Annotated in this window: 9 protein-coding genes and 1 tRNA gene; 1 reads left to right on the plus strand and 9 read right to left on the minus strand. The window is 69.1% G+C overall.

Going from position 1 to position 12,858, the window contains the following annotated elements; genetic code table 11:
* Positions 1-138: 138 nt before the first annotated feature.
* On the minus strand, positions 139-483 hold the full coding sequence (locus VN378_RS09985) for an MmcQ/YjbR family DNA-binding protein (protein WP_325743405.1): 345 nt from the start codon (positions 481-483) through the stop codon (positions 139-141).
* A 2-nt stretch (positions 484-485) separates the two neighbouring features.
* Positions 486-1,136 (minus strand): peptide-methionine (S)-S-oxide reductase MsrA, encoded by a 651-nt coding sequence (gene msrA / locus VN378_RS09990; protein WP_325743407.1) that lies wholly within the window; start codon positions 1,134-1,136, stop codon positions 486-488.
* A 146-nt stretch (positions 1,137-1,282) separates the two neighbouring features.
* Here msrA and VN378_RS09995 point away from each other — a divergent pair.
* Positions 1,283-1,372: transfer RNA gene (locus VN378_RS09995), tRNA-Ser, on the plus strand.
* A 523-nt stretch (positions 1,373-1,895) separates the two neighbouring features.
* Here the strand turns inward: VN378_RS09995 and VN378_RS10000 are convergent.
* The 7 genes from VN378_RS10000 to VN378_RS10030 form a co-directional block, all read right to left on the minus strand.
* Positions 1,896-3,398 (minus strand): NAD-dependent succinate-semialdehyde dehydrogenase, encoded by a 1,503-nt coding sequence (locus tag VN378_RS10000; protein WP_325743409.1) that lies wholly within the window; start codon positions 3,396-3,398, stop codon positions 1,896-1,898.
* On the minus strand, positions 3,395-4,678 hold the full coding sequence (gene gabT / locus VN378_RS10005; protein ID WP_325743411.1) for a 4-aminobutyrate--2-oxoglutarate transaminase: 1,284 nt from the start codon (positions 4,676-4,678) through the stop codon (positions 3,395-3,397). Before gabT ends, VN378_RS10000 begins: the two co-directional genes overlap by 4 nt.
* A gap of 64 nt (positions 4,679-4,742) precedes the next feature.
* Positions 4,743-5,939 carry an MFS transporter gene (locus VN378_RS10010; RefSeq protein ID WP_325743413.1) on the minus strand — a complete coding sequence of 399 codons (1,197 nt, stop codon included), beginning with the start codon at positions 5,937-5,939 and terminating at the stop codon, positions 4,743-4,745.
* Complete coding sequence (locus VN378_RS10015) at positions 5,936-8,107, minus strand: hypothetical protein (protein WP_325743415.1); 2,172 nt, start codon at positions 8,105-8,107, stop codon at positions 5,936-5,938. Before VN378_RS10015 ends, VN378_RS10010 begins: the two co-directional genes overlap by 4 nt.
* Positions 8,107-9,489 (minus strand): tetratricopeptide repeat-containing sulfotransferase family protein, encoded by a 1,383-nt coding sequence (locus VN378_RS10020; RefSeq protein WP_325743417.1) that lies wholly within the window; start codon positions 9,487-9,489, stop codon positions 8,107-8,109. Before VN378_RS10020 ends, VN378_RS10015 begins: the two co-directional genes overlap by 1 nt.
* A 7-nt stretch (positions 9,490-9,496) precedes the next feature.
* Entirely contained in the window at positions 9,497-11,854 is a 2,358-nt protein-coding gene (locus VN378_RS10025) for a TonB-dependent receptor (protein ID WP_325743419.1), read from the minus strand.
* 76 nt (positions 11,855-11,930) lie between these two features.
* Positions 11,931-12,815 carry a carbon-nitrogen hydrolase family protein gene (locus VN378_RS10030; protein ID WP_325743421.1) on the minus strand — a complete coding sequence of 295 codons (885 nt, stop codon included), beginning with the start codon at positions 12,813-12,815 and terminating at the stop codon, positions 11,931-11,933.
* Between the last annotated feature and the right edge of the window lie 43 nt (positions 12,816-12,858).

A 12,858-nucleotide genomic window follows, 5' to 3' on the forward strand; every position in this document is an offset into this window, starting at 1 on the left:
AGGTTGGCGCGGTTTCGGAAGTTCGGGGCGCCAACCGTGCCAAACCGTGCCAACTTCCCTTCCCCATCCGTCCCGGCCATCCGCTTTGGGGGAGATTAACCGGTCGCTACGACAGAACCGGACGCAGGCTGGACGAGATCAGGCCAGCCCGAGCTCCGCCCGGGCCTTCCTGGTCAGCTTCGCCGCCACGATGCTGTGGGCGATGGCCAGGTGTTCGGCCAATTCGTCGTCGGGCCAGTCGTCGATGCGCGGCAGGTTCACCCATTTGTTGCGCGCCATGTACGGCGCCGGGCGGGCGTGGCCGGATTCGGTCAGCACCTCATAGGCGATGTCCGAGACCTTGAACGAGATTCCGCCCTGCTCGCCGACCATGGCGAACATCTTGCCGCCCACGCGGTAGGCGTCATGATGGTCGCCGAATGGATGGTCCAGGGTCGCCGAAGGCAGGGCCAGGCAGACCTTGCCCACCCCCTCCCGATCCATCGTCAGGCCTCCACGCCCACGCCGATCGGACACACGACGCCGGTTCCCCCGATGCCGCAGTAGCCGGCGGGGTTCTTGGCCAGATAGCCCTGGTGATAGTCCTCGGCGAAATAATAGGGGCCCGCGGGCGCGATCTCGGTGGTGATCGTTCCCCGCCCGGCCTTCGACAGGGCGGCCTGATAGGCGTCGCGCGACGCCTCGGCCTCGGCCCGCTGTTCGTCGTTCAAATAGTAGACGGCCGAGCGGTAGGTCGTGCCGATGTCATTGCCCTGGCGCATCCCCTGGGTCGGATCGTGGTTCTCCCAGAAGGTTTTCAGCAGATCGCCGTAGCTGATCTCGTGCGGATTGAAGACCACCTGGACCACCTCTGCGTGGCCGGTCTTGCCGGTGCAGGTCTCCTCATAGGTCGGATTGGGGGTTATGCCGCCCGAATATCCGACAGAGGTCACCCAGACGCCGGGCAGTTGCCAGAAGATCCGCTCTACGCCCCAGAAACAGCCCATGCCGAAGATGGCGGTCTGGAATCCCTCCGGATGCGGGCCTTTCAGCGGCCGGCCGGTGACATAGTGGACCTCGTCGGTCTGCAGGGGCGTCGAACGGCCCGGCAGGGCCTCGGCGGGGGTTGGCATTTCGTGGGATTTCCTGGACAGCATGGCGGCGGCTCCGGTCGAGTGGTCGAACGTCTATATGGGATGCGTCGAGGCGCTTGCCGAGGGGGTCCGGGTGTTCTATCAGCCTCGCCTCGCGCCGGATCGACCTCCGGCGGGACACGAAGGCCTTTGGGCGACGTCGTGGAAACGGACAGGTGGCGGAGTGGTCGATCGCGCACGCTTGGAAAGCGTGTGTACGTGAAAGCGTACCGAGGGTTCGAATCCCTCTCTGTCCGCCACGCACTACACTGTATCTCTGTATTAACTTTGCATCGCCGCTAACCCCGCAAACTCGGCATTTGCGGGGTGCAAACCGGTGCGGTTGTCCTTGTGCGGGACCATCCCGAGGTAGGTCGGGTTCTTGAGCAGGTGATAAGCGCGCCGCTGTCGAAGGGCATGCCGCCGAACACGTTGCCGGTGGTCGCGGTCCAGAGTTTGGAGACCCGCCCTTCTGCCTTCCATTCCTTCACCAGCGCCGGCACCGACTTTAGCTCCAGAAACCGCTGGAAGATGTGCCGGACCAGCTCGGCCTCGGTCTCGTTGAGCTGCAGCTTCCTGCCATCAGGGTCGTAGCCGAGCGGCGGGCGGGCGGCGGGCGATCGCTTGATCGCATCCAGCCTTGCGGCCTTGGCCTTGCTCCCCGCTGCGGCTTCGCGATCCTCGAGCCAGGTTCTGCCACCACGCCGGGTCCCGGTATTCAGGGATTACCGCGCATTGCCGCGCCGCCGTCCTGCTCGCACCACCCCGGCTGTGGCTCAGAGCCTATGAGTCCAGAAGCCGGGTCGGCCGCAGGCCCAGGCACATCATCTTCAGTTCCAGATACTCGTCCAGGCCGAAGTGCGAGCCCTCGCGGCCGAGGCCAGACTCCTTGATCCCGCCGAACGGGGCCACCTCGGTGGAGATCAGGCCGGTGTTCAGACCGACCATTCCGTACTGGAGCCCCTCGCCCATCCGCCAGGCGCGATCGAGGTCGCGGGTGAAGACGTAGGACGCCAGGCCCGCGCGGGTGTCGTTGGCCATGGCCAGGGCCTCGGCCTCGGTCTTGAACCGCACCAGACCCGCGACCGGCCCGAAGGTCTCTTCCCGGTTCAGCAGCGCGGCCGGCGCCACATCGCGCAGCACCGTCGGCTCGAACCAGGTTCCGCGGTCGCCCCGCCGCGCCCCGCCGGTCATGACGGCCGCCCCGCCCGCCAGGGCGTCGGCGATGTGCGCCTCCACCTTGGCCACGGCGGCGGCGTTGATCAGCGGCCCCTGGTCGGTCGGACCGTCCAGACCATCGCCGACCCGCAGGGCCTCGACCCGCGCCACCAGCCGGGCGGCGAAGGCGTCATGGATCCCCGACTGGACCAGCAGCCGGTTGGCGCAGACGCAGGTCTGGCCGGTGTTGCGGAATTTCGAGGCGATCGCCCCCTCCACGGCCGCGTCGAGATCGGCGTCGTCGAAGACGATGAAGGGCGCATTGCCGCCCAGCTCCAGCGACACCCGCTTGACCGTGCCCATGCAGGCGGCGGCCAGCAACTTGCCCACCGGGGTCGAGCCGGTGAAGGTGAATTTGGCGACCCGCGGATCGGTGGTCAGCACGGTTCCGATCGGCGCCGGCGGGCCGGTGACGATGTTGAACACTCCGGCCGGCAGCCCCGCCTCCTCGCCCAGCACCGCCAGGGCCAGGGCCGAGAACGGCGTCAGTTCCGAGGGCTTGAGCACCACGGTGCAACCGGCGGCCAGGGCCGGGGCGACCTTGCGGGTGATCATCGCGGCCGGGAAATTCCACGGCGTCACCGCGGCGACGACCCCCACCGGCTGCTTCAGCACCACGATCCGCTTGTCGGCCAGGTGGCCGGGGATCACCTCGCCATAGGCCCGGCGCGCCTCTTCCCCGAACCACTCGATGAAGCCGGCGGCGTAGGCCACCTCGCCCTGGGCCTCGGCCAGGGGCTTGCCCTGTTCGGCGGTCATCAGCCGGGCGAGGTCGTCGCGATGGGCCATGACCAGCTCGTACCAGCGGCGCAGGATCTGCGACCGCTCCCGGGCCGAGCGCGCCGCCCATGCCGGGAAGGCCGCGGCGGCGGCGGCCACAGCGTCCTGCGTCTCCGCCTCGCCGAGCGCCGGCACGACGCCCAGCACCTTGCCGGTAGCCGGGTTGGTGATCGCGATCAGCGTCTCACCGGTCACCCAGGCGCCGTTGATCCAGGCCGCCTCGCGCAGCAGATCGGGGCGTTTGAGGGCCAGGCGCGCGCGCTCTGCCGGATCGTGCGGAGAGCTCACGACAGACGCTCCAGCGAGGCTTCCAGGATATCCAGCCCTTCGTCGAGGATCACGTCGGGCGTGGTCAGGGGCGCCAGCAGGCGGATGGTTTCGCCATGGACGCCGCAGGACAGCAGGATGAGCCCCTTCTGGAGCGCCCGCACGGTGACCGCCTTGGCCTCGGCGCCGTCGGGCTCGCCGCTGCCGCGTTCCCGGACGATGTCGAAGCCGACCATCGCCCCCGGACCGCGTATGCCGGCGATGGGCACCAGATCGTTGCGCCGGCTCATGGCCTGCAGCCGGCCCTTGATCCGCTCGCCCTGGGCGTCGGCCCGGGCCATCAGCTTCTCGTCCGCGATCACATCCAGCACCGCCAGGGCGGCGGCGCAGGCGATCGGCGGGCCGGAATAGGTGCCGCCCAGCCCGCCGGGCTCGGCCGCATCCATGATCGCCGCCCGGCCGATGACCCCCGACAGGGGGAAGCCGCCGGCCAGCGACTTGGCCACGGTGATCAGGTCCGGCTGGACCCCGCTGTGCTCGATGCCGAACATCTTGCCGGTGCGGGCGAAGCCGGCCTGCACCTCATCCGAGATCAGCAGGATGCCGTGCCGGTCGCAGATCTCGCGCAGGGCCCGCAGCAGTTCCGGCGGGGCCGGCTGGAAGCCGCCCTCCCCCTGCACCGGCTCGATGATGATCGCCGCCACCCGTTCGGGCTCGACGTCGGCGCGGAACAGGAAGTCCAGCGCTCGCAGGCTGTCCTCGACGGTGACGCCGTACTGCGGAACCGGGAACGGGGCGTGGAACACCTCGCCGGGCAGCGGGCCGAACAGGCGTTTGTACGGCGCCACCTTGCCGGTCATGGCCATGGTCAGCAGGGTCCGGCCGTGAAAGCCGCCGGTGAAGGCGATGACCGCGGAACGGCCGGTGGCGGCGCGGGCCATCTTCACGGCGTTCTCCACCGCCTCGGCGCCCGTGGTGAAGAAGATGGTCTTGGCCGGTCCGTCGAAGGGGGCCAATGCGTTCAGCCGTTCGGCCAGTTCGACATAGGGCTCATAGGCCACCACCTGGAACGCGGTGTGGGTGTAGGCGTCGAGCTGGGCCCGGACGGCTTCCAGCACCCTGGGATGGCGGTGGCCGGTGTTGAGCACGGCGATGCCGCCGGCGAAATCGACATAGCGGCGGCCCTCGACATCCCACAGCTCGGCGTTCTCGGCGCGGGCGGCGAAGATCTGGGTGGCGGTGGCGACTCCGCGCGGCACAGCGGCCAGGCGACGGGCGTGCAGGTCAGCATTGGTGGACATGGGCATCAGCTCCGGTAGGCGAAGGACAAGGGGCGATCGTTGCGGACCGCGTTGAGGGTGGTGATCAGGCCGGTGGACGCTGTCGGTCCAGCGCCAGGGCCGGGGCGATCGAGGCCAGACCGCTGAGCAACAGGCCGGCCACGGCCAGATTGATCAGGCCGTCGTACTGTCCGCCGGCGACGACGAAGGCCGCCAGGGCGGGGCCGGACGCCAGACCCATCTTGGAGAAGAAGCCGCCCAGCGCCGCCATCTGGCCGACCGTGTCGAAGGCGGCGCACATGCCCAGCAGATAGGGGATGACGAAGGCCCAGGTGACGGCCGTCCCGATGTTGGCGATCAGGAAAATCCACGGCAGGCCGCTGAAATGGAAAGCCCAGGTCCCGCCGAGAGTCAGGGCCAGTCCCGCCATCAGCGGCCAGAAGCGGCCGAACCTGACCCCGATCGCCACCACCAGCATGGAGCCCAGGGCGCCGATCCAGTTGGCCGCGCCCAGGGTGCTGGTGATCAATCCGAGCTCCAGGCCCGCGGTCTTCCCCAGCCCGATGATGTAGGCGGCCAGACCCATGTTGGCGGCCTGGAACAGGAAGATCGCCGCGAATGCGAGGATCAGCGGAACCCAGCGGGTCGCCGCCCTGGCGGCCAGCGGCGACGGCGCCGGTCGGGGCGCGTAGACGCCGAGGAACGGCGTCATGGCCAGCGTCACGGCGCTGAAGGCGGCCAGCGCCAGGAACAGCACTCCATGCCCGAAGACCGGCACCAGCCTGGGCAGGAACATCAGGCCGAGCCCGCCCAGTCCGAACTGGACCACCAGCAGCATGCCGAAGGTGCGATCCGGCGTCCTCGTCCGCGCGATGACGGCGAAAGCTACCCCGACCAGCAGGCCGCCCATCAGACCGTGGAAGAAGCGCAACCCGATCAGCAGGTCCGGGGCCTTGATCAGGGTCGAGATCAGATCGACGCCGATCAGTCCGCACAGCACGGACAGAGCGGTCGGTCGCCACGGCAGGCGGCGGATGATGAAGACGGCGATCAGCGCGCCCAGCGCCGCGCCGTAGACATTGGCCGAGGCGACCAGACCCGCCTGCTTCGGCGTCAGACCGGCGCCGCTGATCAGGCCGTCGACCAGCGCGGCCATGATGTTCACATAGAACAGGCCGGCGGTGGCCAGGAAGGACAGGAGGACGCTGGCCAGCAGGCTGTCCTCGGGGATGTGCGGCAGGCGGCGGCGCGGCGGCGCGGCGGCCAGAACATCGTCGGTCATCGGCACAGTCCCCTGATCTTCGCGGCCTCGACCGCGGCCGGGGACCAGTCGAAGATCCCGCTGTCGCCGAAATAGTAGAAGGTCATCTCACCCGGCAGCATGACCACCGAGATGCCGCCGTAACCGGACATGAAGGGCGTCCAGAGCGGCTGGTCGCAGCCGAGCGGCCCGGCCAGGTTCCTGGCCCAGAAGCCGGTCTTGTAGCGGTAGTCGGGGCCGCCGCCGGCAAGCCCGGCCGGGACCGGATCGCGCTGCAGGGCCGCCGCAAGCATGGCCGCATCCAGCGCCGGACGTCCGTCCGCCAGCGCCCCGTCGTCGAGCCACCCCGCGATGCGGACGATGTCGTCGCTGTGATAGGTCAAGCCCCAGCCGGTGAAGGGCTGGCTCACGGCGTCGGCGGTCCGGCGCGTCTGCAGGATCGTCGGGCTGAGACCCAGCGACCGCCACAACGGCGCGACCAGATCAGCGTAGAGATCGCCCCCGGTCCGGTCCTTGAGGATGTCGGCCATGGCGACGCCCAGCAGATAGGTGTCGGTCGTGTGATAGACGAAGGTGCGCCCCGGTCCGGTTCGCCGCCGGTGTTCGCCACAGGCGTAGGCGACCTTGGCGGCGTGGTCAGGCGCTTCGAAGAAGGCCTGGATGGACGGGGCGTTCTCGTCCGCCTCGAAGGTCGTCGATCCGTAGATCCCCGTGGCCATGTCGGCGGCGTGGCCGAGCGTCACCCCGGCCCAGGCGTCGTCCCGCGCGCAGGCCGGAACGTGATCGCGGATCAGGGCCGCGGCGGTCCCCGGATACAGCGCCTCCAGCCGCATCAGCCCGACCCCGCCGACGATCGACTTGGCGGTGGAATAGGACGGCAGGGCCAGGACCTCGCAGAAGGGATAGTCGCCGTGACGGGTCCGGCAGGGTCCGGCGTAGTGGACGCCGTCCACGACCAGACCCCAGGCCGAGGCCGGATCGCCGTCGGCCGGCGTCATCAGGTCGAGCCGCCCGAGGTCGACGCCCGGATACAGGCCGGCGAGGTCGGCGACGGGCCGCACCGGCAGGCGCGCCGCGACCTCCTCGCGCCAGGCAGAGGCGGCCGCCTCGCTTCCGGCCACGGCGCCCGGCGCGAAGCGCGCGGGGACCATGCCCCAGGCGTCGAACTTCAGATAGGCGCAGGTCTCGGAGGCGACCTCCAGGGCGACCCGCGACACCGCGCCGTCGGGCTGAAGCAGGAAGGTCAGCACGCCGTTGTGCAGGCAGTTGGCGTTGCGCTCCGCCAGGGCGAAGGGCACGGCGGCCCGCAGCCAGCCGTGGTCGCTCTCCTCGCGCCAGACCCGGCCGGGTTCCAGCACCCACTCCCATTCGGAATGCGCCGCGGCCACGGGTCCTCGCTGCAGCGGGATCAGGGCGGCGCCCTCCTGAACGAAGGCGAAATCGAAGGCCGGAAGGGTGGCGCGCGCGGCGCGGGCGGCGGCCGTGTCGGCGGTCTCGTCCTTCAGCACCGTAAGGTTCAGCACGACCCTGGAAACGTCCAGGACCAGCCGCCCGTCGAGCCGTCCGGTCGGCTCCCCGGCGGCGGGCGGCGGGGCGAAGGCGGACAGGTCGACCGGGGCGGCGAAGCCGGTTCCGGTCGTCAGGCTGTCGAAGGTCAGATCGGTCCTGGGTTCCGCCCCGACGGCCGCGGCGGCGAGCGGCTGGCCCGTGACCGTGACCCCGTCGCCCCAGCACATGGCGCGGGGCCCGCCGGCGGCCCTGAAGCGCAGCAGCAGGCGAGGATTGTCACCGGCGCCGGCCGGCGCGGTTTCTCCCCGGTGGAGGGTGACGCCGTCATCGGCGCCGGCGCGGACCGAGACGACCTCGCGCCAGGTCGCGCCCCGATCGGTGGAGACCTCCGCGACACAGGCGTCGTTCCGCCCCAGCGACAGGGCCGCCAGCGAGGCCGAGACCGTCACCTGCCCGTAGCCGACGGTCGAGACGGACGTCGTGGCGGCGGCGGCGCCGGTCAGCCGGAGCGACACATTGTCCTGAAAGGTGGTCAGACGAACGTCCCCGACGCCGGACGCGCCCCATTCGTCCGCCTCCCCGTCCTGGAAGTCGTCGACGAAGATCGGCGCCGACAGGGCGGAGGTTGCGAGGGTCAGGGCCGCCGTCAGGACGACGCCCGCCAGCCGGATCCGGCGCATCAGACCAGCTCCATCGGATCGACGCCGCCCGCCCGCAGCGCCGCGGCGAGAGGCTCGAGCTGGTCGGCGTACCGTCGCCACAGGCCGACGGACCGGGCATGGATCGGCTGGCGAACCTGGGCCGCGCTGGCGGTGGCGGCCGGCGCGGTGTTCTCGTGGAAGGTCAGGCAGGCGTCCTGCCAGTCGAGACCGCAATGGTCGACGATCCGCCGGCTGACGGCTTCCTGATCGGCGATCAGCGCCTCGTAGTCGACGTCCAGAATCCGGCCCGGAACCACCGTGCGCCAGTGGTCCATCAGGCGACGATGCGCCAGCATATAGGCCGCCAGGTCCTCCAGATCGTAGGAATAGGGGCAACCCATCCGGAACAGCGTCTTGTAGAGCGCATAGCCGCTGTCGAGCGGATGGCGACGCAGGTGAATGATCCGGGCGTTGGGCAGGGCCCGGGCGATCAGGCCGATATAGAGGAAGTTGACCGGCGTCTTGTCGATGAACATCGGCCGGGTCCGACCGTAGCCGGCGACGCTGTCCAGATAGGCCCGGCCCAGCGCGGCCGGATCGAGATCGGCCGATCGGCGGATCAGGTCGCCCTTGCCGCCCGTGGCGCCTGCCAGCCGCGTCAGGGCGAGCGCGAAATCATTGATCTCGCCGAGGCTATCGACATCGCCGTGCGAGCTGATGATCCGGTCGACGAGGGTGGTGCCGCTGCGGGGCAGGCCGAGGACGAAGACCGGACCGGTCTCCAGGCAGCCCGAGGCCGGGCGCTCGAACAGGGCGGCGTCGAACACCCGGGCGATCTCGGCCATGGCCGCCACATCCGCCTCGACGCGATAGCTGAGCCGGCCGCGCCGTCGGTCGGCGCCGCGCTTGAGCCAGGCGAAGCTGTGATCGGTGTCGCCCAGATCTTCCAGTTCCTTGGCCAGGGCGTAACAGAGCGCGACCTCGGCGGGGCCGGGCCGGACCTGTTCCACGACATCGAGCAGGCCGGCGACATGGTTGGCGTCCGGAGTCTGGCGACGAAGCGTCGAGCGGTTCTGCCAGGCGTCGGCGTCGTGCGGAGCCAGGGCGATGACCCGGTCCAGCAGCGCCTCGGCCTCGACGATCTGTCCAAGCGCGATCAGCGCCGCGGAGAGATTGTAGAGACAGCCGGGATCATCGGGCGTCAGGGCGACCGCGCGCCGGTAGCAGCGGGCGGCGGCGTCCGGCTTTCCACAGTGGGTGTAGTGCTCGCCCAGATGTTGCAGCAGGCGGGCGTCGTCGCCCGCCCCCGCCTCGATCGTGGCCAGCCTGGAGAGGGCTTCGCCGATGCGACCGTCACGGATGAGCGGGGAGACCCCGCCCAGCGCCGCCATTGCATCGTCTTCCACCGCCAGGCTGGCCATGTCCGTCCTAGAAGCTGTAGTCGAGCGACAGGCCAATGGTACGCGGCAGCGAGATGAATTCCTTCGATCCGTTGCCGTAGTATCCGGCCGCCGGCGCCGTACCCATGTAGGCCTCGGTGAACTCGCCGGTCACGCCCGCTTCGTTGAAGACGTTCTTCACGAAGAGGGTCGCGGCCCACGGCCCCCTGACCAGGGACGCCGAGACGTTCCAGATCTGGAAACCCGGAAGCGCGGTGTTGAAGGTCGGCCCGCCGATCGCGTTGCGGGTGCCCGACTGATAGAAGCCGCTGGTCCGCGCGACCACGTCGATATCGCCGCCCATCCGCCAGGTGTAGTCCGCCGCCACGGTGATCGCGTGCTCCGGCGTGCCGGGTAGGCTGGCTCCGTCGAGGGCCAGGATCGTGCCAAGCGGACTGACCACATTCTCGCTCAGCCGGGCGTTGGTGTAGGTGTAGCCGAGGCTGTAGTGCAGGGCGTCGGTCGGCCGGACGTCGATGGCGGTCTCGAGCCCGTAGGTGCGGGCCTTGCCGCCGTTCTGGACCACGTAGAACCCCCAGGTGGGCGTGGCCGTGTTGAGCTGGATGTCTTCCCAGTCGACGTAGAACAGCGCCGCGTCATAGACGACGGAGCCGCGCCGGCCCTTAACGCCGGCCTCGTAGTTGACGACCGAGTCCGAGGTGTAGACCTGCCAGCGCGGGTCCTCGGCGAAATTGCCCGCCAGCGGCACGGCGTTGGAGCCGCCGCGACGGTAGCCTTCGGACACCGTGGCGTAGAACAGACCATCGTCGTCGAAGGCCCACGACAGGTTGGCCTTGAACAGCGCCTTGCTCTCGGACGAGCGGAACGTCGCCGTCACCGGCTGGCTCAGCGAGTTGTAGAGCGGCACGTCGATGAAGGTGTTGTTGACCGCCTCGTTCTCGAACCAGCGGACGCCGCCGGTCAGGGCCAGGGTGTCTGTGGCGTGCCAGGTCAGTTCGCCGAAGATCGCCTTGTCGGTGAACTCCTCGTGGCGGCGATAGATGAAGTCGCGATCGCCGGACACGGCCGCCGGGAAGCCGGTCGCGAGATCCCACCAGCGCTTGAACCCGCGCAGATAGCTGTCCTGCGACACGATCAGCGTGTTGTCGTTGTAGAAGGCCCCGACCACATAATCGAAATCGCCGCCGGTCTGCGAGACCAGCCGGACCTCCTGAATGGTCGCTTCGTCCGAGTAGGCGCGCTCGGCCGAAGCCATCGGGCGCGGATAATTATAATAGAAGCTGAGGAAGCCGGCCTTGGCGTAGAAGCCCGTGTTCTCGCTGACGCTGTCGCCCTCGTGCTCGTAATGCGAGGTCGAGGAGGTCAGCGTGGCGAAGCCCAGGTCGACGTTCATTTCCAGGCTGGCCAGGCTCACGTCCCGGGAGGACGGCTCAAGCTGGACCGAGCCGTTTTCGTAGTCGCCGTAGGCGTTGCCGAAGCCATCGACGCCGCGGGTCACCTGGCGACGTCCGCCGATCTCGTCCGATTGCCGGGCGTAGGTGGCGGTCGCGTCGAACCACTCATTGGGGACCCAGCGCAGGGCCGCGCGGCCGAACCAGATATCGACCGTGTCGGCGTCCTTCTGGCTGCGATAGGCGGCGTCCGGAGACAGGATTCCGCCGGGCGCGGCCGGCGCGCCCGTCCCGTCGAGCACATAGAGATTCACATAGTCGGTGAGGCCCGGGTAGTCGAGCCGCGTGATCGTCGCGCGGAAGGCGACGGTGTCGCCCAGCGGCACGTTCAGGGTCAGGTCCGCGCCCCAGCCAATGCTGTCTGAGCCTTCGACGTTGCTGCCGGTGACGTTGGCCGCGCCTTCGAAGACGCCGAGCTTGGGCGCGCGGGTGATGTAGCGGACGGTGCCGCCGAGCGATCCCGAGCCGTAGAGGGTACCCTGCGGCCCGCGCAGGATTTCGACGCGTTCCAGATCCTTGAGCAGGAAGCCGGCGAACACCGGGGTGTCGTTGATGTAGGTCGAGACCGGCGCGACGCTGGAGACGGCGTAGTCGCCGAGCGCGTTGCTGTCGACGTTGATGCCGCGCATCAGGACGTTGTTGAGCACGCCGGAATTGCGGTAGCCGCGATCGACCACCGAGACGCCCGGAATGCCGCGCATCAGCTCGGCGGCGTCGGTCATCTTGGCGTCCTCGATCGCCTCGCCCGACACGGCCGAAATATTGTAGGGCACGTCGAGCACGCTCTGCTCGCGCCGGGTGGCGGTGACCACGACGTCGCCCAGGTCGGTCTGCGGACTCTCCTGGCTGTCCTGGGCCATGGCGGCGCCATGGGCGGCCAGGGCCAGGATAAGGACGCCGAACGACGTGGCGCCTCTAAGGTGTGACTTGTTCATCCTGCAACCCCCTCCTTGAACACGGACTGTGCCGTGTTTTCGCTGTCTGGCGCAGTCGGCGCGCCAGGGCCGCTTCCTAGTCCCTGCCCTTGGGTTCCGGCGTCTTCGTCCGTTCAACCTGTGGCTTTTCCAGCGGTCCCAATCCGGCGAACGCCGGCGAGGCCGTGAAACCTTCTGCGTATGGCGGGAACACGATCGGCGTATCCCGCAAGCTCTTCAGCGGCTGTCCGAGACCGTGCCAGCCCCGTTCGCGAACCCGTCTGACCTGATCCAGGTCGAGCTCGACGGCGATCACCTCGTGACCGGAACCCGCCTGGTGCACGACCTCGCCGCCGGGGCCGAACACGCCCGACCGCCCCACACCGAGGGGGCCGGCGACATTGATATCGACGAAATACACCTGGTTCGTCGCCGCGCTGGCGCGGGCGATGGCGAGCTCCGCCTCCCGGTCGATGGTGTTGGTCATGCCCGGGTGGAGGATCACCTCAGCCCCCATCCATGCCAGGGTGCGGATGGTTTCCGGGAACCACATGTCGTAGCAGATCGACAGGCCGAAACGCCCGACGTCGGGCACGTCAAACACCACAAAGCGGTCGCCGCCGGAAACGCCCTGCTCGTAGGGATGGAACGGGAAGATCTTGCGATAACGATCCACCACGCGACCGGTGGGATCAATGATCGGGGCGGTATTGTAGATGCGCTCGCCGTCGCGCTCGAACAGGCTTCCGGGGACCAGCCAGACCCCCGCCGCACGCGCGGCTTCGCACATCTTCGCTTCGGCCTCGCCCGGCATCGGCTGGGCGTCGTCGGTGGAAGCCCCGAACAGAGCCAGTTCTCCGATGACGACCATTTCGACCCAGGGCATGCGCGCCTTCACGGCCGCGATCTCGGCGGCGATCCGCGCGGTGTTGTCGCCCCTGGCCAGCTGAAGTTGCAGGCCCACGATACCAAACGGCCGCATGTCGTCTCCCGGTCACGGATCCTTTCGGACCCTGTGACAGGAG

This window comes from Brevundimonas sp., from assembly GCF_035561115.1.
Classification (GTDB): domain Bacteria; phylum Pseudomonadota; class Alphaproteobacteria; order Caulobacterales; family Caulobacteraceae; genus Brevundimonas.

What these genes read in the sequence shown, in the direction of transcription:
- VN378_RS09985 (WP_325743405.1), bottom strand. Translation starts at nt 483, where the DNA reads ATGGATCGGGAGGGGGTGGGCAAGGTCTGCCTGGCCCTGCCTTCGGCG.
- msrA (WP_325743407.1), bottom strand. Translation starts at nt 1,136, where the DNA reads ATGCTGTCCAGGAAATCCCACGAAATGCCAACCCCCGCCGAGGCCCTG.
- gabT (WP_325743411.1), bottom strand. Translation starts at nt 4,678, where the DNA reads ATGTCCACCAATGCTGACCTGCACGCCCGTCGCCTGGCCGCTGTGCCG.
- VN378_RS10010 (WP_325743413.1), bottom strand. Translation starts at nt 5,939, where the DNA reads ATGACCGACGATGTTCTGGCCGCCGCGCCGCCGCGCCGCCGCCTGCCG.
- VN378_RS10015 (WP_325743415.1), bottom strand. Translation starts at nt 8,107, where the DNA reads ATGCGCCGGATCCGGCTGGCGGGCGTCGTCCTGACGGCGGCCCTGACC.
- VN378_RS10020 (WP_325743417.1), bottom strand. Translation starts at nt 9,489, where the DNA reads ATGGCCAGCCTGGCGGTGGAAGACGATGCAATGGCGGCGCTGGGCGGG.
- VN378_RS10025 (WP_325743419.1), bottom strand. Translation starts at nt 11,854, where the DNA reads ATGAACAAGTCACACCTTAGAGGCGCCACGTCGTTCGGCGTCCTTATC.
- VN378_RS10030 (WP_325743421.1), bottom strand. Translation starts at nt 12,815, where the DNA reads ATGCGGCCGTTTGGTATCGTGGGCCTGCAACTTCAGCTGGCCAGGGGC.